21 protein-coding genes are annotated in these 22,044 nt (G+C 34.5%); 5 read left to right on the top strand and 16 right to left on the bottom strand.

Going from position 1 to position 22,044, the window contains the following annotated elements; genetic code table 11:
- Positions 1–38 precede the first annotated feature (38 nt).
- Together HUW50_RS12385 and HUW50_RS12380 are read right to left on the bottom strand one after the other, a co-directional pair.
- Positions 39–698, bottom strand: a complete 660-nt coding sequence (locus HUW50_RS12385) for an HAD family hydrolase (RefSeq protein WP_066337208.1) — start codon at positions 696–698, stop codon at positions 39–41.
- Positions 699–837: 139 nt separating this feature from the next.
- Positions 838–1,263: a CBS domain-containing protein gene (locus HUW50_RS12380; RefSeq protein ID WP_066337210.1), complete on the bottom strand. Its 426-nt coding sequence runs from the start codon at positions 1,261–1,263 to the stop codon at positions 838–840.
- Between the two features lie 246 nt (positions 1,264–1,509).
- Between HUW50_RS12380 and HUW50_RS12375 the strand changes: the two genes are divergently transcribed.
- On the top strand, positions 1,510–1,941 hold the full coding sequence (locus HUW50_RS12375) for a disulfide oxidoreductase (RefSeq protein WP_066337212.1): 432 nt from the start codon (positions 1,510–1,512) through the stop codon (positions 1,939–1,941).
- A 1-nt stretch (position 1,942) separates the two neighbouring features.
- Positions 1,943–2,413: a thioredoxin family protein gene (locus HUW50_RS12370; RefSeq protein ID WP_066337214.1), complete on the top strand. Its 471-nt coding sequence runs from the start codon at positions 1,943–1,945 to the stop codon at positions 2,411–2,413.
- A 111-nt stretch (positions 2,414–2,524) separates the two neighbouring features.
- On the opposite strand, the gene HUW50_RS12365 is transcribed toward HUW50_RS12370, so the two are convergent.
- Positions 2,525–2,929 (bottom strand): DUF5365 family protein, encoded by a 405-nt coding sequence (locus tag HUW50_RS12365; RefSeq protein WP_066337219.1) that lies wholly within the window; start codon positions 2,927–2,929, stop codon positions 2,525–2,527.
- Between the two features lie 235 nt (positions 2,930–3,164).
- Between HUW50_RS12365 and HUW50_RS12360 the strand changes: the two genes are divergently transcribed.
- The 3 genes from HUW50_RS12360 (at position 3,165) to tatC (ending at position 5,496) form a co-directional block, all read left to right on the top strand.
- Positions 3,165–4,073, top strand: coding sequence for an RluA family pseudouridine synthase (locus HUW50_RS12360; RefSeq protein WP_185654059.1), 909 nt, complete (start codon positions 3,165–3,167; stop codon positions 4,071–4,073).
- A gap of 349 nt (positions 4,074–4,422) precedes the next feature.
- Positions 4,423–4,653: a twin-arginine translocase TatA/TatE family subunit gene (gene tatA / locus HUW50_RS12355; RefSeq protein WP_066337223.1), complete on the top strand. Its 231-nt coding sequence runs from the start codon at positions 4,423–4,425 to the stop codon at positions 4,651–4,653.
- A gap of 108 nt (positions 4,654–4,761) precedes the next feature.
- On the top strand, positions 4,762–5,496 hold the full coding sequence (tatC, locus tag HUW50_RS12350; protein ID WP_066337225.1) for a twin-arginine translocase subunit TatC: 735 nt from the start codon (positions 4,762–4,764) through the stop codon (positions 5,494–5,496).
- Between the two features lie 81 nt (positions 5,497–5,577).
- Here tatC and HUW50_RS12345 read toward each other — a convergent pair whose 3' ends face one another.
- The 13 genes from HUW50_RS12345 to HUW50_RS12285 form a co-directional block, all read right to left on the bottom strand.
- A complete protein-coding gene (locus HUW50_RS12345; protein WP_066337226.1) occupies positions 5,578–6,156 on the bottom strand; it encodes a class D sortase in 579 nt (192 codons plus the stop codon).
- Positions 6,157–6,288: 132 nt separating this feature from the next.
- Positions 6,289–6,867, bottom strand: a complete 579-nt coding sequence (locus HUW50_RS12340) for an NAD(P)H-dependent oxidoreductase (RefSeq protein ID WP_066337229.1) — start codon at positions 6,865–6,867, stop codon at positions 6,289–6,291.
- A 194-nt stretch (positions 6,868–7,061) separates the two neighbouring features.
- A complete protein-coding gene (locus HUW50_RS12335) occupies positions 7,062–9,137 on the bottom strand; it encodes a GAF domain-containing protein (RefSeq protein ID WP_185653960.1) in 2,076 nt (691 codons plus the stop codon).
- Positions 9,138–9,361: 224 nt separating this feature from the next.
- The gene (locus HUW50_RS12330) at positions 9,362–10,330 is read right to left on the bottom strand and encodes a magnesium transporter CorA family protein (RefSeq protein ID WP_066337236.1); all 969 of its coding nucleotides are present in this window, start codon (positions 10,328–10,330) and stop codon (positions 9,362–9,364) included.
- 232 nt (positions 10,331–10,562) lie between these two features.
- Positions 10,563–11,609, bottom strand: a complete 1,047-nt coding sequence (locus HUW50_RS12325) for a siderophore ABC transporter substrate-binding protein (RefSeq protein WP_185653959.1) — start codon at positions 11,607–11,609, stop codon at positions 10,563–10,565.
- A gap of 440 nt (positions 11,610–12,049) precedes the next feature.
- The gene (locus HUW50_RS12320; protein WP_185653958.1) at positions 12,050–12,817 is read right to left on the bottom strand and encodes an iron ABC transporter ATP-binding protein; all 768 of its coding nucleotides are present in this window, start codon (positions 12,815–12,817) and stop codon (positions 12,050–12,052) included.
- Positions 12,814–13,770, bottom strand: a complete 957-nt coding sequence (locus HUW50_RS12315; protein WP_185653957.1) for an iron chelate uptake ABC transporter family permease subunit — start codon at positions 13,768–13,770, stop codon at positions 12,814–12,816. The genes HUW50_RS12320 and HUW50_RS12315 overlap by 4 nt, the downstream gene beginning before the upstream one ends.
- Positions 13,757–14,713, bottom strand: a complete 957-nt coding sequence (locus HUW50_RS12310) for an ABC transporter permease (RefSeq protein WP_185653956.1) — start codon at positions 14,711–14,713, stop codon at positions 13,757–13,759. Before HUW50_RS12310 ends, HUW50_RS12315 begins: the two co-directional genes overlap by 14 nt.
- 433 nt (positions 14,714–15,146) lie before the next feature.
- The gene (locus HUW50_RS12305) at positions 15,147–15,536 is read right to left on the bottom strand and encodes a ribbon-helix-helix protein, CopG family (RefSeq protein WP_185653955.1); all 390 of its coding nucleotides are present in this window, start codon (positions 15,534–15,536) and stop codon (positions 15,147–15,149) included.
- Positions 15,537–15,806: 270 nt separating this feature from the next.
- A complete protein-coding gene (gene mgrA, locus HUW50_RS12300) occupies positions 15,807–16,799 on the bottom strand; it encodes an L-glyceraldehyde 3-phosphate reductase (protein WP_185653954.1) in 993 nt (330 codons plus the stop codon).
- A gap of 116 nt (positions 16,800–16,915) precedes the next feature.
- Positions 16,916–18,247, bottom strand: a complete 1,332-nt coding sequence (locus tag HUW50_RS12295; RefSeq protein ID WP_066337256.1) for a hemolysin family protein — start codon at positions 18,245–18,247, stop codon at positions 16,916–16,918.
- A gap of 221 nt (positions 18,248–18,468) precedes the next feature.
- A complete protein-coding gene (yhbH, locus tag HUW50_RS12290) occupies positions 18,469–19,644 on the bottom strand; it encodes a sporulation protein YhbH (protein ID WP_066337258.1) in 1,176 nt (391 codons plus the stop codon).
- 291 nt (positions 19,645–19,935) lie between these two features.
- Entirely contained in the window at positions 19,936–21,831 is a 1,896-nt protein-coding gene (locus tag HUW50_RS12285; RefSeq protein WP_066337259.1) for a PrkA family serine protein kinase, read from the bottom strand.
- Between the last annotated feature and the right edge of the window lie 213 nt (positions 21,832–22,044).

Below are 22,044 nucleotides of genomic sequence, written 5' to 3'. Positions count from 1 at the left end.
GCTCCTTTGAAATAAATATCTCAATGATATATTACCCTTTATTGCTTTTCTAAAAACGAGATCAATTCCTTTAGTTCCATATTTGCCATTGATTCTAAGCTGTGATCTACTTGACAAAAAACTAAATCTTTTGTGACGGTGTTTGGTATAGTTACGCATTTCATCCCAGCACGCTTCGCAGCTAACGCACCATTTGCTGAGTCCTCAAAAGCAATGCACTCCTCAGGTTTTACCCCGAGACATTTCGCTGCTTCTAAATATAATGCAGGGTCAGGTTTTACAACTTCAACATGATCAGAAGTCCGAATACATTCAAAACGATCTAATAAATTAATCCTTTTTAAATGAGATGACACCCATTCGTAATTTGAGCTAGAAGCCAGCCCAATTTTTAGGTCCATTGTTTTGGCTGCTTCTAAATAGTCAATAACACCTGGCCTTGCTTTTTCTTGAGCAATTCTTTGCGAAAATCGCTCCTTTTGTAGGTTTGACAATTCATTATGATCAAGTGCTTTTTTAGTTTGTTCCTCAAGATAAGTAAAAGGACTAAAATCTGATTTTGTACCAATCAATTCCCCCCAAATACTTAAAGGTAATTCACATTCATGTTCTTCAAAAATTTCACATAGTACTTCATATTCATGTGTTTCTGTATCTAAAATCAACCCATCAAAGTCAAAAACAATCGCTTTTATCATAGATTTCATCACCTCTTAAGTATTATACAAAAATTGGATAACTTTTTCATTCTTCAAATCCTTTGTGCGTAGAGTATGTATTATTAGAGTTATGAGGCCATGAAAAAGAGGCAGACACAAGTGCCTACCCCTCCTTTGCTTAGGTTGTTTTATTTGGTTCAGAAATGTTTGTTAATGCTACTCCTGCTGCTTGGTCTGACATTTGGTTAGTTGCTAAGTCACCAAGCGCGACGATTCCTACTAGCTGATTGTTTTCAACGATCGGTAAGCGGCGAATTTGATGCTGTGCCATTACCTTTGCTGCTTCCTCTGCGGACATTGATGTATGTCCTGAGACAAGGTTTGTCGACATGACTTGTGAAATAGGTGTATTAATATCGCCACCTTGCGCAGTTGAACGAGTCGTAATATCACGGTCAGTAATAATTCCTTTAAGCTGACCATTATCTACAACTGGAATCGAACCAACATTATCTTGACTCATGATTTCTGCAGCTTCCTTAATCGTTTGATTAGAAGATACTGTTGCTACGTTAGTTGTCATACATTCTTGAATTGTATTCAAGATGATCCACCCCTTTCGAATCATAGTATGGGCAGTTGTTTGAACTTTATTTATAGAAGTTTTTATCATGGATAGTTTGTGAAATTTAAGTAAAAATTAAAAAGTAATCATGTTCTATTTCGTTCGATTATTAAGAATAAGGTAAATTCAACGATAATTTCCTGCAAATTCACAATCTATCCATTTTACAGTCCATTCTGGAACGACTATAATTTAAAGAAACACAAGTAATTGCGAGGGGATGTCATGTCGAGCTCGAATGAAAAGCGAGTTGAAAATTTATTGTCTATTGGCTGGATCGCTTCTTTTATTGCTACACTGGGAAGCCTCTACTTTTCTGAAATATTACAATACACACCATGTGAACTTTGTTGGTATCAACGAATATTTATGTATCCGTTAGTTATCATTTTAGGAATTGGCGTGTTTAAAAAAGATGCTTCGATCGCTCTTTATTCACTAATTCTATCAACGATCGGCGGATGTATTTCTATCTACCATTACAGCATCCAAAAGATTGACTTTCTAGGAGAAAAATCAATTTCATGTGGTATCGTTCCTTGCACTGGTGAATACATAAACTGGCTTGGATTTATTACCATTCCTTTCTTGGCACTTGTAGCATTTATCATCATTTTCATTACAAGTATACTAATTTTAAAAAAGGCAGGTCGTTAAGTTGAAAAAAATTCTTATTTTTGGTGCAATTATTATTGTTCTCTTTGGAGCTTTAGCATTTGTAACAACCTATCAAAAAAGTGAAAAGGCAGAAGGCAATGTATATGGAAAGGATGATTTACATACTGCAACAATTGATCAATTAGATGATCCTAATTATCAAAACATCATTCTCCCTGATGAGTTAGAACAAAAATTAGAGGATAAAGATGATATGATTGTCTATTTCTTTAGCCCTACTTGTGAACACTGTCAGGTTACTACACCAGTTCTAATGCCAGTAGCTGAAGAGGTTGGTGTTGAAATCAATCAATTTAACTTATTAGAGTATGAAGATGGTTGGAATCAATACCGTATTAATGCAACCCCAACTCTTGTCCATTACAAAGATGGAAAAGAAGTTGCTCGTAGTGAGGGATCTAATACAAAGGAAGCTTTCCAGACTCTGTTAACAGATTGGAAGGCTGAATAAAGAAATACTTGGATTGCGATCTGAAGTCTGAAGCTAATCTTTACTGATATTTCTACAATAAGTAAAAAAACGCGGTTCCATTACTTTCTAGTAAAGGGCCGCGTTTTCTATTTATATTATCAAGCTATTTGCAGGTTTAATAAACTCACTGAATTCCCCGTCCTGACTCTCAGCCTCTTTAAATTGAGAAAATGATAATGGAAAAAAGTATCCATATTCATTTAAATTATTGCAATTACGTTCAAACATTTCTTGATACTCCCGTTCATGCTTGCAATCGTTAATATGTTCCAGTACGGCAATGACAGCTTGGAGACTAGAAATAATATGAAAGGCATCTTTCAATGTACCATTATACATTTGATCTGAATCCTGGGGCTGTAACACCTTCTGCCCTTTTAAAGTTTTAATTTCAGTATCTGGGAAAAATCTTGGAAATACTTCTGTATATATTTGTTCAACAAGCTCATCTATATGACGTTCTTGTTCTTCTGTTGACGCAACAACAACCTTCATCTCTATCACCCTTTTTAGACGTCAGAATTTAAACTTTGTTAACTTTTAAAAAAAAACAATGCTATCGATAATCATCTATCAAACACTTTTTTTGTAACTATAGTTAGCATACCACACTCTATTTCGACATTGCAGAGGTAAGTGTTACCGGAACTAGATTGTACATCCATTATTAGTTCTGTATACTTTTTAAAAAGGAATGGCAACACACAGTATGTACATTAAAGGATTGGTGATCAGCTTGAAACAAATAGGCGAATGGCTAGAAATTGTAATTCCAAGTAAATGGACTCCTAACACAGTATTTCACTTCCTTTCAAAGGAACTTGGTGTATCTAAAGCTCTTATCCAGAAATGGAATAATGAATCAGCTATAAAAAAAAATGACAGCAAAGCAGACGTCAATCATAGACTTAATCTTGGTGACCGCTTATATTTACATATATTTAAGAATGAAGATTTCGGAGTAATACCTGAGTATCGACCTATTGACGTTCTATATGAAGATGATCATTTGTTAATCGTCAATAAAGATGCTGGGATTGACACGCATCCGAATGTTCCTGGACAAAAAGGAACTTTAGCAAATCATATTGCCTCCTATTATCAAATGAACGGTCTTCAAATAAAGATACGACATATCCACCGGCTAGATAAAGATACGTCTGGTGCGATCATTTTTGCTAAACATGACTTAGCCAATTCCCTTATGGATCAAGCTCTAAAGCTAAGAAATATTAAACGTACATATATCGCTTTTGTCGAAGGAAAATTACCTCATTTAAAAGGTGAAATTAACCAACCGATTGGAAGAGACCGACATCATGCTACACGGAGGAGAGTTTCCCCAAATGGTCAAACGGCGTTGACACATTATCAAGTAGAACAATATTTACCAGCTATTAACTTATCGATTGTATCACTTCAGCTTGATACAGGGAGAACCCATCAAATTCGTGTACATTTAAGCTCAATTGGTTTTCCGATTATTGGAGATGTATTATACGGTGGAAAACAAGGGATCATTAGCAGGCAAGCCCTCCATGCAGCTAAGGTTTCTCTTCTTCACCCAATAACAGGTGAAGAAATAAATGTTGAGGCTGGCCTCCCAAAGGACATGCTGCCATTAGTAAAGAAAGCATAGCACTACTAATTACCTAACTAAATCACGTTAAGCACTAGTATTTAAGGGACGTGTTATTACGTATAACCTACTTAAAGACTGGTGCTTTTTACTTGTTTTTCTCAGGTTAATAAAACATTAACATAACAAATACATTTCGTTAATATTCAATTGGTAGCTTGTACATAGGACTTACAGAATTGATACTCATCTCAAAATATTAAGGAGGGATCTTTATTAGTAAACCAAAAGGAGTTTCGAAACATGAATCGTAGGAACTTATAAAAGGTTGGAGGTATGAGGACAGTTGCATTCTCTTTAGAGCATGCCATCCTTTAAGTGAACTATTACTAATTATTGGAGGTTTCATATGTTACAAAACATAGGTATTCCCGGACTAATCATCATCCTAGTAATCGCATTAATTATTTTTGGCCCTTCAAAGCTTCCTGAAATAGGACGAGCATTTGGATCAACCTTAAAAGAATTTAAAAAAGCAACAAATGATCTAGTACATGGAGATAGTAAGGAAAAAGATCATCCAGAGGATGTAAAACAGCTTCAAGCGATCGATAATTCCAAAAGTAAAACGGGTAGCTAAAGAGCGAAAGATGTAAGTGGGTCAATTCAGTTTCCTGCTTACATTTTTTTCACTTATAAAGTTTAAAACTTGTGTTTTTGTTTTCTTTTTCAGAAAGGAGCTCTACATATGGATTTAACAGAAAAAAACGTTATTGAACATTTAGGAGAATTGCGAAAGCGAATCATTATTACCCTGACTTCCTTTATTATTTTTCTGCTTGTCTCCTTTATTTTCGTAAAGGATATTCATGACTTCTTAGTAAAAGACCTAGATGATAAATTAGCCATATTAGGTCCTGGAGATATTCTTTGGGTATATATGGCGATTGCTGGATTTAGCGCAATTACACTAACTATTCCTGTTGCTGCTTTTCAAGTATGGTTATTTGTCAAACCTGGATTAAAGAAAGAGGAACAACGTGTAACTTTAGCATTTATCCCAGGAATTTTTATATTATTTATTTCAGGAATTGCCTTCGGTTATTTTTTATTATTCCCAATCGTATTAGGCTTCTTACAAAGTCTAGCAGGAAATCAATTTGAAACATTTTTTACTGTTGATAAATACTTTCGCTTTATGATTAACCTTACATTACCTTTTGGATTTTTATTTGAGATGCCAGCAGTCATAATGTTTTTAACAAGACTAGGTATTATTAATCCACAAAAGCTTGCAAAGACAAGAAAAATTTCTTATTTTATCTTAATTGTGATATCCGTTTTTATAACACCGCCTGATTTTATATCTGATATTTTAGTTATTGTGCCTTTGTTGCTGCTATACGAATTTAGTATTACACTATCAAAAATTGTTTATCGAAAGAAGATTTCACTTGAGCAATCTTCATTACATGCTAGCTAAGGGGCATTTTTTATACAATAAAAACAATCAGCCTAAGTCCTTATTAAATCTGACTCAGGCTGATTATATTTTTACAGCGTATTAAACTGTCTTCTTTTTAGCATAAATAATATATCGTTGTGGAGCATTTCCGACGTAGCTGAATGGATAACATGTTGTGAGGAGAAGCTCTTCTGTTTCGTTTTGCAGAGTAATGATACTTAAATCATCAGACTCTACGATTTTCGTTTCAGTAATTTCATATTCAAAGTTGCCGTATGGTAGGACTATTTCAAGTGAGTCTCCTATTTCAAGTTCTCCCGCCTTACGAAACACCGTGTCACGATGCCCGGACAAGACAATTTGGCCCTTTTCATCAGGGTAATAGCTGCCTTTGTAGTGCCCAACCCCTTTTTCAAGATCATCAGGATCCGTTCCTTCAACAATAGGTAAATCAGCATTCAATCTTGGGATTTGTAAAATACCGACTGCTTCACCCATTGGTGGTTTAAATGTCCCGTCCTCTTCTTTATACACTTCTTTACTAGGCGGAGATTCAACAATAGCTTTTGCCTCATCTAAAGACTTAGAAGTTTGCATCTTTGTATCAGCAATTTCCCATACAGCATAAGCAACTATACAAAGACCAACAACAATCAATAAATATGATAGCTTCTTCATTACCTTCCACTCTTTCCTCTATTAATAGGTTCATTATATCACAGCTATAATCACCAATATTAACAGAGTACATAGATTTACACCTTTAATTGTTAAAATTTTGTAAATGGGGGACAGTCCCCCACTTTTCATTTATAAAATATCAACAATACCTTCTGCTTCTTTTAACATCTTTTCTCTTGATTCTTTATCAATATAGGGAACAGAGAAGAAGAATTTATGGGTGATAATATCAATTCCACAGTAATCAAAAATTCCAACATCCATCGCTGTTTCCATTGATGAAACAAGTTGATTAGGCTTCATAAACTCCTCAGTTTGGCTAGTTGTCTGAAAAATAACTGCCTTCTTGCCTTTAAGAAGTCCATCCACTTCACTTTTATCAAATCTAAAAGCGAATCCATTTGTAAATACACGATCAAAATACCCTTTCATCATCGCAGGCATACCACACCACCAGGAAGGGAAAATAAAAATTAGATTTTCCGCCCAAGATATCTCATTCTGTTCTAGTTGAATTTCTTTAGGAAGTTTCGTTTGGTAAAAGCTTGTATGATTGTCCTCTGTTAAAATAGGATTAAATTTCAGTTTATACAAATCCCTTACTTTAACCTCGTAGTTTTTATGTATTAGATGATTTCTCACTTTATCGCATATAGCATGATTAAAGCTATCCTCACAAGGATGTACCAGGATTATCAGCGTATTCATACATGCCTCCAAAAGTCACTTTTTCTTCTAGTATTTGATGTTTCTTAGCCAATATTCATTTAAACGAACGTTTATTTAAGCTACTCTGACCTTATTAAACGTGAGATAGGCTACATTAAAACATCGTACATATGCTCAAAAGCGTGCAAAAAACCCCTCTCAAAATAATTAAGAGGGACTTGTCTTTAAATAATTTAACATTCTATTGGTAATAAAACTTTCACCTTTGTTCCCTTGTTGAGCTGACTAGTAAATTCAATTCTACCTTGATGATTTTGGATGATATTATAGCTTATCATTAATCCTAAACCACTGCCTTTTTCTTTATTGGAGTAAAAAGGCTCCCCTAATTTCGTTAGTCTTTCCTTTGTGATTCCTATACCTTGGTCTTCAACTAAGACATACACAAACTGTTCCAATTCCGTTCCAATTTCAATAGATACCAACCCACCATCAGGCATCGCCTCAACTGCATTTTCAATAATATTTTGGAATGCCTGTTTAATCTGATTCCCATCACAAAGAATGGTTATTGTTTCATCATTCATTTTTAAGGAAAACTGGATTTCATGTAAGTTGGCTTGTCCTTTTATTGTATTCACAACTTCTTGCACTAACTTATCAATAGGCTTTTTCTCATAAGTTGTTTCATGATGAGGATTTGCAAGCATGAGAATTTCATTAATGAAATTTTCAATTTGATTAAACTCTGATATTAATATCTCTTTAAATGAACATTGTTCATTATTTATTAATTGCATAAATCCTTTAATACTAGTTAATGGATTTCTAATTTCATGAGCAATACTGGCTGCTAATTGTCCAACCGCTGCAAGCTTATCGGATTTTCGTAGTAATTCTTCATTTATTTTAGAATCGGTAATATCTTCTGCAACTCCAACTATTTTAGAGATTATTCCTTCTTTATTAAAAATTGGTACAATTCGATTACGAATCCAACGAATCGTTCCATTTGCATGAAACAACCGATAATCAAATTCTCCACTTTCTTTTATATCTTTAAAACGATTGACTGTATATTCAAGATCATCAGGATGAATAGCATTTAGCCACAACGTCGGATTTTGATTAAAATCTTCAAAAGTCATTCCAGAAATATCAAACCATGCAGAACTCATATATAGGAGTTTTTCCTCTTTTATATCAAACATCCAAAATGCTTCCTTAATATTATTAGCAATTTGCTGCAAACGCTCCTGACTTTCTTTTAGTTTTGTTTTAGATTGTAATCGTTCTAGTTCATTCCCAATCCACTGTGCCATTAATTGTAAAAACTCTAAATCTGAGTAAGTTATCGTTCGTACATCATGACTTCCTGATATAAAACAAAACGTCCCGTAAAATTGTTTATTTACAAATATAGGTGCTCCTATATATTCGTCTATCTTAAATCCATTAACCGTGTATTGATTATATGAATCTTTTATATGGACCGGCTCTAAAGAAGCAGCTACATTTGATGAACACGTATCTGTTAGCGGAATTAGATCCCCTTGCTTTAAGAAATCTGCTGATGCACCAATTGCTTCAAGAACCTCATACTGGTTATTCTTTATCCGTGAAACAACACCATTAGGGAAATTAAATCGCTTGCATCCTAGTATCAAAAGGTTTCTTAACTTATCTTGAAAACTTAACTCATTATTACTTGTCACCTCATAAAGAGTTCGAATGGATTGTTCACTAATTGTTCTCTCAATTAAATCAGCTTTTAGTTCTATTTCTGCCTTTACCCAGTTGCTTAAATCGATTAATGTGTTTAACTCCTCTTCACTAAATAAACGAGGCTTTGTATCTATAATACATAATGAACCTAAAACATTATTATTTTTCGTAATAATAGGAGCACCTGCGTAAAAGCGAATATTATATTCTTTTACAAAGCGATTATTAATAAATCTCTCATCCAATGACGAATCCTGAACAACTAATGGGTTCCCATCAGCAACTACACAATGACAAAATGCAGCACTTCGTTCAGTTGAGCGCGATTCCTTCAAATTGTCTGGAAGCCCAACACAAGATTTAAACCATTGTTTATCCTCGGTTATTAATGTTATAAGAGATATTGGCACTCCAAAAAGCCTACTTGCCAAATTTGTTATTTGATCAAATGATTTTTCCTCTGGAGTACCAATGAGATTAAGACTATATAATTCTGTTAATCTCCTCTGTTCCTTTTCTAAAAAAGAGGAGCTACCATCTTTGAATATACCCTCTAGATTAAAAATAGAAATCACTCCAAGCATTTTTTCACATTATAACATATGGGATATATGTGGTATAGAACGAAAGTTCGATATATTACATTAACAGATAAGTATATTTATTGTTCCATATCAGAAAATTACACCTCGAGGTACAAATGTACTATTGAGAAGCTATTTTACAAGTTAGAAAACCGAAAACAAGGTTGGGACTAATAAGGCATACACCAACCCCCAATATGAATAATCCTTTTTATTAATCATGATCATTTTGTTTTCTCAGATTCACCCTTTTTTCCCCACCAACCTTTATTTCTAAAATACAAAGCAATCCCAATCCCCAAACCAAAAATTAATAAAAGTACATATAAATATCCATAATCCCATTTCAATTCAGGTATGTATTCAAAATTCATCCCATATAATCCGGCAATAAAGGTCATTGGAATAAAAATCACGCTTACAAGCGTTAATGTCTTCATAATTGTGTTTGTATGATCTGATTTTAATGAAAGCTGCAGGTTGAAAATGCTTGCCATATTTTCTATAAACGTATCAAAGGCACTAATGATCCGAGCATAATTATGTTGTAAGTCCTGAAAATAGAACCCTGAATCTTCATTAATATAAGGAAATTCTGAGTGACCAATTGATTTAATAACGTTTTCTTGAGGTTCAATAATTTGCCTTAAATCATGTAATTTTGCTTTCCAGCGGTAAGCCTTTTTGCCAATCTTATTTTCAAATGGATCTTTAAATACACTTTTTTCTAAAGCTTGAATTTCATCGGCAATTTCATCAACTGCACGAAGAAACTCGATTGATACTTTGTCTATGATTCGATACAAAATATAACCAGTATGGGACATATGTTCTGGGTTTTCTTCAAAGTGTTTTATAATTTCTGAAAGTAAGTGAAGATTACTTTCTTGCTCACGTGTAATGATGAAATTAGTACCGACAAGTATGTTTATTTTTACAGGCTGAAAGTCCTCTTCAATTGAAAATACTGAGATAACAGCTTCATTCTTAAATATATTTACTTTTGGAAGATCACTAAACTCTTCCATAAACCGCTTTGCTAAAGGATGTATCTTTAACTGTTCAGTTATTGTATCAAGTGTTTTTTGATACGACTTATTTTCAATATGAAACCAAATAATCTCGTCAGTGGTAGGGAGTGTAAATGATTCAACTCTTTCTATACATTTAGTTTGTTTATTATACTTAAGCATGATGATGTTCCCCCTTTACACAAAATAATATGATGCTTGATATTATTTGTTAAAAAGGAATAATCATTCAAAAAAACACAATGCACCTTTTAGATTTCCTGTTAAACTCCGTTGTTGATTTCCGCTGCAGACATTCGCTCCAATCAACAAAGTACCAAAATGAAAAAATAGAATAAGAAAAGGCTGCCAGCGAGTCAGTTAATACTGACTTTCTGGACAGCCTTTATACAAGTTATTTACCTAATTCAGCTAATACTTCTTCAATTTTTGCAAGCTCAGATTGTAAACCGCCACCACTTAAGTACCAAAGTGGACCATCTAAGTATACGATTTGTTTGTTTTTGTAAGCTGTCGTTTGTTTAATAATATCGTTTTCCATGTCAGCTTCAATGTTAGATTCGTTACCATTAGTTGCTGCTGTACGGTCAATTACGAATAATACTTGTGGATCAAATTCTAAAATTGCTTCAAATCCAAAGTTTGAACCGTGAGAAGAAGCTTCGATATCTTCCGTTACAGGTTTGAAGCCATAAATATCATAAATGTAACCGAAACGAGATTCTTTAGCGAAACCAGATAAGTTACCTTCGTTATACATAGTAACTAATGAAGTTTCATAGTTACCACCTAATGCTTTGATTTCTTCTAATGCTGAATCAAATTTTGCAAGGTACTCATCAGCTTCAGCTTCTTTACCGAACATTTTAGCTGCGGTATCTACAGAAGCTAAGAATGTGTTCCAATAATCGTCTTCTTGAGTACCAACGAATACTACAGGAGCAATTTCTTTTAATTCCTCATAGAATGCAGATTGGCGACCAGAAATGAAGATTACGTCTGGTTCAAGTGCTGCGATATCTTCAAGTAATGGAGTTTTTAAGTTACCAATGTTTGCATACTCATCACTTGCATACTCTTCAAGGTGAGATGGTAAGCTTGAGTCTTTAGCAACCCCAACGATCCCCTCAACACCAAGGGTATTCAATGTATCTAACATACCATAATCAAATACTACAATTTTTTCTGGCATCTTCTCGAATTTAACATCTTCAAAGCTAATTGTACCTTTTTCTTCGCTTTCAGTTGAAGCAATTGTTGGAGATACAGTCATTGGATAAACAGGACCTTCCTCATCTGTAGCTCCATCAGTTTCTGTAGCTTGATCTTCTGCAGCAGTCGTTTCTTTTTGTTCTTCTGTTGAAGCTTCTTCATTGGAACCACAAGCAGCAAGCATTAACATCATAGCTAATAGTACAATAACTACATTCCATTTTTTCATGTGTCTTATTCTCCTCTTATCTATATGTATTTTTTATCGTAATTGATAATCATTATCAATGATAACCATTATCATTATAGAACCTTAAATTATGCTCGTCAATACCATTCTGGAAAATTTATTTAATTAAATTCAATACCTAGAGAAAACAGTTATACAAGAAAAAATTTTCTCTAGGCTTTCTTAATTAATGGCTATTTTTCTAAAAGATTGTTGTTTTTAACTGGTTCTATGCACAAAAACTGATTAGGTTGATTGGAACGGATATGCGAGACTCCTGTGGGAGCAGCGGGACAGGTGAGACCCCACAGACGCAAAGCGTCGAGGAGGCTCACCGCACGCCCCACGGAAAGCGAACATCCTGAAGCTTCAATCAACCTTACCAATACTTATTACAAAGCAACAAAGTTTGGCGAGTCAGCCTAATTAATAAAGTTAGCCTATGTATGTGAATTGAAGTATACACAAATGCGGCATCCATTTTGTTCTTGAATTGGAATATCCATATCATAAATTTCACGCAGTGCATCCGAATTAATAATCTCATGCGTTAGCCCATTTTTCACAAGCCTACCGTTTTTCAACGCGACAATACGGTCTGAATATACTGACGCGAAGTTAATATCATGTAGTACAATGATCACTGTTTTGCCAAGCTCATCAACAAGCTTACGTAAAATCTTCATAATTTGAACAGAGTGCTTCATATCTAAGTTATTTAAAGGCTCATCAAGTAATACATAGTCCGTGTCTTGCGCAATAACCATCGCAATAAACGCACGTTGTTTTTGACCGCCTGATAATTCATCTAAAAACTTATCCTGCATCTCTGTTAAGTTCATATATTCAACTGCTTGATCAACAAATTTTTCATCTTCTGCTGTAAGTCGTCCTTTTGAATATGGATAGCGACCAAATGCAACAAGCTCACGTACCCTTAATCGTACATTAATGTAGTTTGCTTGCTTCAATATCGATACGCGCTTAGCAAACTCAGCTGACTTCCATTTTTCTACATTATTTTGATCAAGTAATACTTCGCCTGTATCTGCATCCAATAAACGGCTCACCATAGAAAGAAGTGTAGATTTACCGGCACCATTAGGCCCAATAAACGATGTAATTGTCCCCGGTTCAATTGTTACAGATACGTCTTCTACAACAGGCTTTTTACCAAATCGCTTCGTTAACCCCTTGATTTCAATCATCCTGCTGCCCTACTTTCCTTTAATAATAAATAAATGAAGTAAATACCACCGATAAAGTTAATAATTACACTTAGCGTTGTACGTAATTCAAGAATATGTTCAACAAGGAACTGACCACCTACTAATGCAATAATACTTATTAAACTTGCACCTAAAATTAAAATAGAGTGCTTATATGTAACTAAATATTGATATGAAAGGTTCGCCACGATTAAGCCAAAGAAAGTAATTGGGCCAACAAGAGCTGTTGATGTCGCGATTAATACCGACGATAAAATTAAAATGTTCATTACCATACGATCATAGTTGACACCAAGGTTAATTGCATTTTCACGGCCAAGAGACATAACATCTAGCTTATCCATAATGAGATAACCGTAAATAAATGCAATGATTAATATTCCGAATGCAATATATAATAAATCAGCTTTTACGTTTGTAAAGTTACCGAATAGGCGAGTTTGCAGACTTAAATATTCCACTGGATCTATCAGTACTTGTAAAAATGTCACAAGACTTCCTAAAAGCGCACCTATAATCATCCCGATTAAAAGGAGTAAATAAATAGGATGCTTATCTGCGCGAAATAAGAAACGATATAAAAGAATTGCAAATAATACCATTGCAATAATTGCTACACCAAAATTTAGATATCTATTTAATACCCAAATTGACATTGACCCTGCAAAGAAGTAAATTAACGTTTGCACTACTTCGTACATTGAGTCAAGTCCCATTACAGATGGTGTTAAAATACGGTTATGTGTGATTGTCTGGAAAACGACTGTCGCATATGCAATCGCAATCCCTGTTATAACCATTGCCGTAACCCGAATCATACGTCTTGGGAAGGCGTAATCAAAACCACCTTTTATATCATAAAATCCATATAACAAAATACAAATAATTGCTAATACCCCTAAAAAAATCAACTTCGTACTATTTTTCCGCATATGCTCTCCCCCTAAATAACATAATTAAGAAGATCGCACTACCAATTACTGCCACAGTTACGTTAACTGGAATCTCATAAGGGTGAATAATAATACGCCCAATAATGTCACATGTTAATAGAAAGGCAACCCCTAATACTGCTGTATGTGGAATTGTTTTACGTAAATTATCACCTAAATAAAGAGATACAATATTAGGTACAATTAAACCTAAAAACGGAATAACTCCTACTGTTAATACGACAGTTGTAGAAATGATCGCAACAAGGATAAGACCTATATTTAACACAAGCTTATAACTTAAGCCTAAGTTCTTTGCAAAATCTTCACCCATACCTGCAACGGTAAATTTATTCGCATAGAGATACGCTAAAATGACCGCCGGTATACTTACATATAAGAGCTCATAGCGACCAGCTATAACTAATGTGAAACTCCCCATTAACCATGAAGAAATATTTTGAATAAGGTCTGCCTCGTATGCAAAAAACGTCGTAATAGATGACAAAATATTTCCGTACATAATCCCAATTAACGGAACGAAAATAACATCTTTAAATTTAATACGATCTAGAATTTGCGTGAAAATAAATGTACCCATTAAAGCAAATACGAAGCAAAAAATAATTTCTTGAATATACGATGTATTCGTAAAAAACAGCATTGAGATTAATATTCCTAGTTTTGCTGCGTCTAAGGTACCAGCAGTCGTTGGCGAGACGAATTTATTTCGACTTAAAGACTGCATAATTAAACCCGCAATACTCATTCCTGCTCCCGCCAATATAATCGCCAATAAACGTGGCACTCGACTGATAAAAAAGAGTTGTGTCTTATCAGAATCCCAATCCAGCAAGTCACTCACCTTAATATCAATCGCACCTATAAATAGCGATACACATGACAGGACTATAGTTACAATTATTAACATCCATAGTCTCATCTGTATTCCTCATAACGTGTTTATTCTCATCATGACAACCTGAAAACGTTTATCATTCCAAGTGCTAACTTTTCTAAAACTGCCTTTAAAAGTGATTAAAGGCTATGTTTGATAATCATTATCATCCATCACGAAAAAAATGTGCTTATTCTTAAGCAGGTTCGTTACTAATGAGATTGATTATCAACTACAGTATTTAATGTATCACAAAAAATAATTAGTGAAAAGGATTATTATTGAAATATTATTGCAAAATGGATTTTATTCACATATTATCCATATTTCTATAAAGATCTAAGAAAAAAAGCGCAAGCGCCCGTTTAGCTATGAAATGAATCAAAAAACCCCCCCAACGTCAATAGTTTTTCAACTGTCGACATTGGAGGGATTTTATCAATTTTACCTTTGGAGTGTTTTTTTCAAAAAATATCTTCTACAGTTCTCTTATCAATTGCCTTATAGCTTCTGATATATCAATATCTTTTTCTCGGCAATATTGGCTAAGCTTTTCGTATGCATCATCATCAAGTCTTACGTGAATCGAATGGTTAAACTTATCAGATTCAAGCTTTTTCGGCCTTCCTCTCGCTATTTTCCTTCTGCCTATTTCATCTTTCCACACCGTAATGACGACATACCCATGTTTTTCTATCCAATGATCACAATCATTTTCTTTCCACATTTTATTTGCTCTTTCTTTAAATTCCTTTTTAAATGTGGCAAGTTTTTCATCTTGCAGTCCTTTCATGACTGCCTTTTCCATTACCTTATGCTCAATAAATTGCTGAAATTGATCATATGACCTAAATGTTAATTCCTTCATATTCCCTCTCCTGAAACACCTGATAAGAAAATGATAACCCTTCTTTTTTAAGAATGCAAAAGGTAGTTTTGCGAGGTTATCTCGCCTTTTGGGATCTATCGCGTCTTTTTAGTAGAAGAACATCTTCTTCTCAAGCTAATTTAGCATACTCCCAGTTAGTTATAACTAGAATGAAGAAAAACCCGAAAAAGCTGACCAAAACAATTAGATCTTCAAAACTAGTGAAGTCTATGTATGATAGTCAGCTATTAATTAACTTATAGATTTAAATTAATTTTTAAGAATCTCTTCTATTCTTGCTAATTCTTCTGCAGTAAATTCAAGGTTATTTAATGCAGCAACATTTTCTTCAATTTGGCTTACCTTGCTTGCACCAATTAGTGCAGAAGTAACTCTTCCTTCGCGCAGGACCCAAGCCAATGCCATTTGAGCTAAATTTTGTCCTCTTTCTACAGCAAGCTCATTTAAATGTCTTACACGATTTAATACTTGGTCTGTGACTCTATCTTTATCTAAGAATGTATTTGCTTTGGCTGCTCGTGAATCAGATGGAATTCCTGAAATATATTTATTTGTTAATAAGCCTTGCTCCAATGGGCAAAATGCGATTGAGCCTACTCCATTTTCAGATAATACATCCTGCAAGCCATCTTCAATCCAACGATTAAACATGGAATAACTCGGCTGATGGATTAGTAAAGGTGTTCCAAGGTCGTTTAAAATTTTTACTGCTTCAGCTGTTTGGACCGCATCATAGCTTGAAATCCCAACATATAATGCTTTCCCTTGTCGAACAATCTGATCAAGGGCTCCCATCGTTTCTTCCAAAGGAGTGTTTGGATCAGGACGATGTGAATAAAACACATCAACATAGTCTAGTCCCATACGTTTTAAGCTTTGGTCAAGACTTGCAATCAGGTATTTTTTTGATCCCCATTCACCATATGGTCCATCCCACATGTGGTATCCAGCCTTCGTTGAAATCACCATTTCATCCCGATAGGGGGCAAATTCAGTTTTCATAATCTTTCCAAACATTTCTTCTGCACTACCTGGTGGTGGTCCATAGTTGTTTGCTAAATCAAAATGGGTAATTCCCAAGTCGAAGGCTTTGTGCAACATCGCTCTTCCATTTTCATACGTATCCACTCCACCAAAGTTATGCCATAACCCTAATGAAATAGCAGGCAATAATAAACCAGAATTTCCAACTCGATTATATTTCATATCACGATATCGATCTTTATTAGCTGTGTATGTCATATGTATCCCCTTTCATTTCTACGTCAATATTCATTTTACCTATGACTTAAGATTTTTACTATAAAAATGCTTAAAACCAACTCCATTTATCAGAAGTTGGTTTCAGGCATATTAATTTATTCAATTTCTTCTATTTCACCTTTTTCTAATTCTGAAACTCTCAAAAGCATGATTCGTTTATCATCCATTTTTTCGACTTTAAATAATATGTTTTCAAATTCGACTTCAGGCTTTTCATTCTCGCTAGGGATAAATCCTAACTGTCCAATAACAAATCCACTTAATGTATCAAAATCTTCCGTTGGGAAATTGATATTTAATAAATCTTCCACAACATAAAGATTTGTCATTCCAGGAATTAGATAGGTCTTGTCATCAAGCTCTATAATCTCTTCTTCATCTATGCCGCGATCATCATATTCATCAAAGATATTTCCGACAATCTCTTCAATAACATCTTCAATCGTTACGACTCCATCTGTGCCCCCATATTCATCAATAGCAATCGCCATATGAATATTATTCATTTGCATCTCTTTAAACAGTTCATCTATCCGTTTTGATTCTAAAACAAAATAGGGTTCCCTGAGTAATTCTTTAATGTTATAAGTTTGTTCATCACAATTTTCAACAAACTGAATTAAATCCTTAACATGTAATATCCCAACAATATGATCGATTTTATCTTCATAGACCGGAAACCTTGTGTATTTTTCAATATTCACTAAGCGTACAGTCTCTAGAAGAGAATAATTAAAGGGAATAGCAATAATATTTGTTCGATGTGTCATAATATCTGATACTGTTTTATTATCTAATTCAAAGATATTATTTATCATCATTTTTTCAGTTTCTTGGATGGTACCTCTTTCTTTCCCAACGTCGACCATCATCCGTATTTCTTCTTCCGTTACATTTTCATCATCTGCATTTGGATCTACACCAAATAGACGTACGATAAAGTTTGTTGATAAAGTCAATAACTTAACAAATGGTGATGATACTTTAGATAAAATCGTTAATGGCATTACTGCAAACATTGAGATTGCTTCTGCCTTTTGTAAGGCCAGTCGCTTAGGTACGAGCTCACCTAATACTAAAGTAAAATAGGACAAAACTAGTGTAATCACAATAACTGAAATAGTACCTAATAAATCCTCAGAGATTGGAACACCCATTTCATACAATGTATTTGCTAACCTTCCTGCAAAGCTTTCTGCTGCAAATGCACTAGCCAAAAATCCGGCAAGTGTGATACCAATTTGAATCGTAGCTAAAAAACGGCTTGGTTCTGATAGGAGACTATAAAGCATTTTCGCCTTTTTATCTCCGTTTTCTGCCATTATCCTAACTTTATTATCGTTTAATGAGATCAAGGCGATTTCAGATGCTGCAAAAAAAGCATTTAAAATAATTAGGATTCCTAATATCAATAGTTCTGTTGCCAAAAACACCAACCTCCGGAGTTAATAAAGAAAAATAATTTGTTATTTATTCCTAATATTTTTTATTATCATGCCCTAAAATCATCTTTTTTGTAAGGAAGATATTTCTGAGTTACTTTGAAAGGCAATGATTAAACTTTTGTCCTTTTTAACCCTTGCAACATCATTTCCGAAAAATTAAATAAAGCCCTGCTCAAAATAAAATGAGTCAGGGCCTTTTCTAACTATGCATATAGTTTATTCTCATCATCTTTTCTAAAGAAACTTTTCATTGCTTGGAAAACATCTGCTTTTTGCTTGAGGATGTAGTAGCGGAACTTCTCATCATTGATATTTTTATATGCGGACATTAAGGTTGAGTGGCGATTATACTGATTAACTTCACCATAACCAAAGATATTGGAAACCTTTATAAGTTCCCCGACTAATTTCACACATCTCGCATTATCCGAAGTTAAATTATCGCCGTCTGAAAAATGGAATGGATAGATATTATAGCGTGATGGGTTATATTTTTCTTCTATAATCTCAAGTGCTTTTCGGTATGCAGATGAACAGATTGTTCCACCACTCTCACCTTTTGAGAAGAAATCCTCCTCTGTGACAACTTTAGCTTCAGTGTGATGAGCAATAAACTCGATATCAACTTTTTCATATTTTGTTCTTAAGAATCTTGTCATCCAGAAGAAAAAGCTTCTTGCCATATATTTTTCCCAGAGACCCATTGATCCACTAGTGTCCATCATGGCGATTACGACAGCCTTTGATTCAGGCTTAACAACCTCATTCCAAGTTTTATATTTTAAATCCTCAGGAAAAATTGGATGGAAATTTGATTTTCCTGACATTGCATTACGTTTATATGCTGCTAGCATTGTTCGTTTTTTATCAATATTACCCATTAATCCTGTACGTCTAATATCATTAAATTCAATATCTTCAATAACAATATCGTCGCGTTCCTTTTGCTTTAAATTTGGAAGCTCTAACTCTTTAAAGAGTGCAGCTTCTAGCTCTAAAATAGATACTTCAGCCTCATAATAATCTTCTCCTGCTTGATCTCCTGCTCCTTGACCTTTTCCAGGCCCCTTCGCATCTGCCTGTGAACCATCTCTTGCTACAACATCGCCGACTTGACTTTCTCCATCTCCTTGGCCAACATGCTTATTCTTATCATAGTTATAACGAATTTTATATTCGTCCAGTGAACGAATAGGAATTTTCACAACATCCTTCCCATTAGACATTACAATACTTTCTTCTGTAATGAGATCTGGAAGGTTGTTGCGAATCGCTTCTTGTACTTTTTCTTGATGGCGTGTTTGATCATCCTGGCCTTTACGATGGAGGGTCCAATCTTCTTGTGAAATAACAAAATTTTGTTCTTCTTTACCTGACATATAAACAATTCCCCCTCCAATAATTTTTTTAAAAAAAGTGTCACATAACATGAATTTTTAGCATACATTAACGTGGATGAATAAATTCCGTACCCAATCAGTCTTGTATTTCATTGGATTACTCTATCCTATGCTAAGAAATCGATTTATTGACAAATAATTTAGAAAATAAATATGGAATCATCTAAAATGAGACAAGTCCCCATCCACCGATGTTCAAGAGTTCTTTCATTGCTTTTAACAGGAACAAAAAGCTGACAATCGTAAAATTGTCAGCAAGTCATTCCCTTTTTATCTATTTAATAAGCTTCCTACATAACGCAATAAATCATTAGCAGAGGTTGAGTTATAACCATGCTCATCAATTAGACGTGCGACAACCTCATTGATTTTCTTAAGCTGTTGTTCATCAGGTGTCTTCGAAGACGTTGTAATTTTAACAACATCTTTTAAGTCAGCAAATAGCTTCTTCTGGATTGCTTCACGTAATCGCTCATGTGAGTTGTAATCAAATCTCTTTCCTTTACGTGCATATGCTGAGATTCGAATAAGAATTTCTTCGCGGAACGCTTTTTTCGCATTTTCGGAAATACCTATTTGTTCTTCAATTGAACGCATTAGTTTTTCGTCTGGATTCATTTCTTCACCAGTTAATGGGTCACGAAGCTTGTTTTTATTACAATAAGCTTCCACATTATCTAAGTAGTTATCCATAAGCGTTTTTGCTGATTCTTCATAAGAGTAGACAAAAGCTTTTTGTACTTCTTTTTTCGCCATATCGTCATATAGCTTACGTGCAACCGAAATGAAGTTTAAGTATTTCTCACGATCCTCATTTGAGATTGATGCATGTTGATCAAGGCCTTCTTTAAGTGCACGTAATACATCAAGTGCATTAATAGAAGGGACTTCCTTACGAATAATTGTTGATGAAATACGGTTAATGACATAACGTGGATCAATGCCTGACATACCTTCATCATTGTATTCTTTTTGAAGTTCTACGAGATCAACAGAATTAAAACCTTCGACGCTCTCTCCATCATATAATCTCATTTTCTTAACGAGATCAATATCTCCACGCTTCGGATCTTTCAAACGTGTTAAGATCGTAAACATGGCCGCTACTTTTAACGTGTGTGGTGCAATATGAACATCTGATACATCACTTTCGTTTATCATCTTTTCATAAATGCGCTCTTCCTCAGTCACTTTTAAATTATACGGAACAGGCATGACGATAATCCGAGAATGAAGGGCTTCATTCTTTTTATTTGAAATAAATGAACGATATTCCGTTTCATTTGTATGTGCTACGATTAATTCATCTGCAGAGATTAATGCAAAACGACCTGCCTTGAAATTACCTTCTTGAGTTAATGAAAGCAAATGCCAGAGAAATTTCTCATCACATTTAAGCATCTCCTGGAACTCCATCATACCTCGGTTCGCTTTGTTTAACTCACCATCAAAACGATATGCACGTGGGTCTGACTCTGATCCATATTCTGCTATCGTTGAAAAGTCAATGCTTCCTGTTAAGTCAGCAATATCTTGAGACTTTGGATCTGATGGACTAAATGTTCCAATCCCTGCACGTTTGTCTTCGGAAAGAAATACACGTTCAACCCTGACATCTTCAATTCTTCCGCCATATTCTTCTTCTAAACGCATCACATTTAATGGTGAAAGATTCCCTTCAATTCGAATCCCATATTCATCATAAAAGTCTTCACGTAAATGATGTGGTATCAGGTGCAAAGGATCTTCATGCATTGGACAGCCTTTAATCGCATAAACAGCGCCTCTATCTGATAACGAGTATTTTTCTAATCCCCTTTTGAGCATGGTAACAAGTGTTGACTTACCACCACTTACAGGACCCATTAATAGTAAAATACGCTTTCTAACATCTAACCTTTTTGCCGCAGGATGGAAATACTCCTCGACTAATCGTTCTAATGCATTTTCTAACCCATACAGCTGGTGATCAAAGAACTTATATGTTCTCTTACCTTCGACTTCTTCAATTCCAGCATCTCTAATCATATTGTAAACCCTGGAATGAGCTGATTGTGCAACCCAAGGCTTTTCCTTAACAATGTCCAAATACTCTACGAAGGTTCCTTCCCACTTTAAACGCTGCTCATCTTCCCTGTACTTTTCAATTTTCTTTAAAATATCCATTAAGGACCTCCCCCATCATTGGTCGTAGTTGTAAAAAACTCGTGCAGATTAATACACTTTATGCGAGGATGTCCTTTAACATTCATCTAAGATGTTAAAAAGCTTCCTACAACCTACGACATGATAGATATTTTTTTCGAAAAAAGTTGTTACACATTCACATCACAAATCGAATGAGTTATAATGAAACTAGCTATGTAAGGGTACTCTACA

The organism is Metabacillus sp. KUDC1714, assembly GCF_014217835.1.
GTDB classification, from domain to species: domain Bacteria; phylum Bacillota; class Bacilli; order Bacillales; family Bacillaceae; genus Metabacillus; species Metabacillus rhizosphaerae.
Note: the sequence above shows the minus strand (reverse complement) of the source record. Positions and strands in the feature narration are given on the sequence as shown.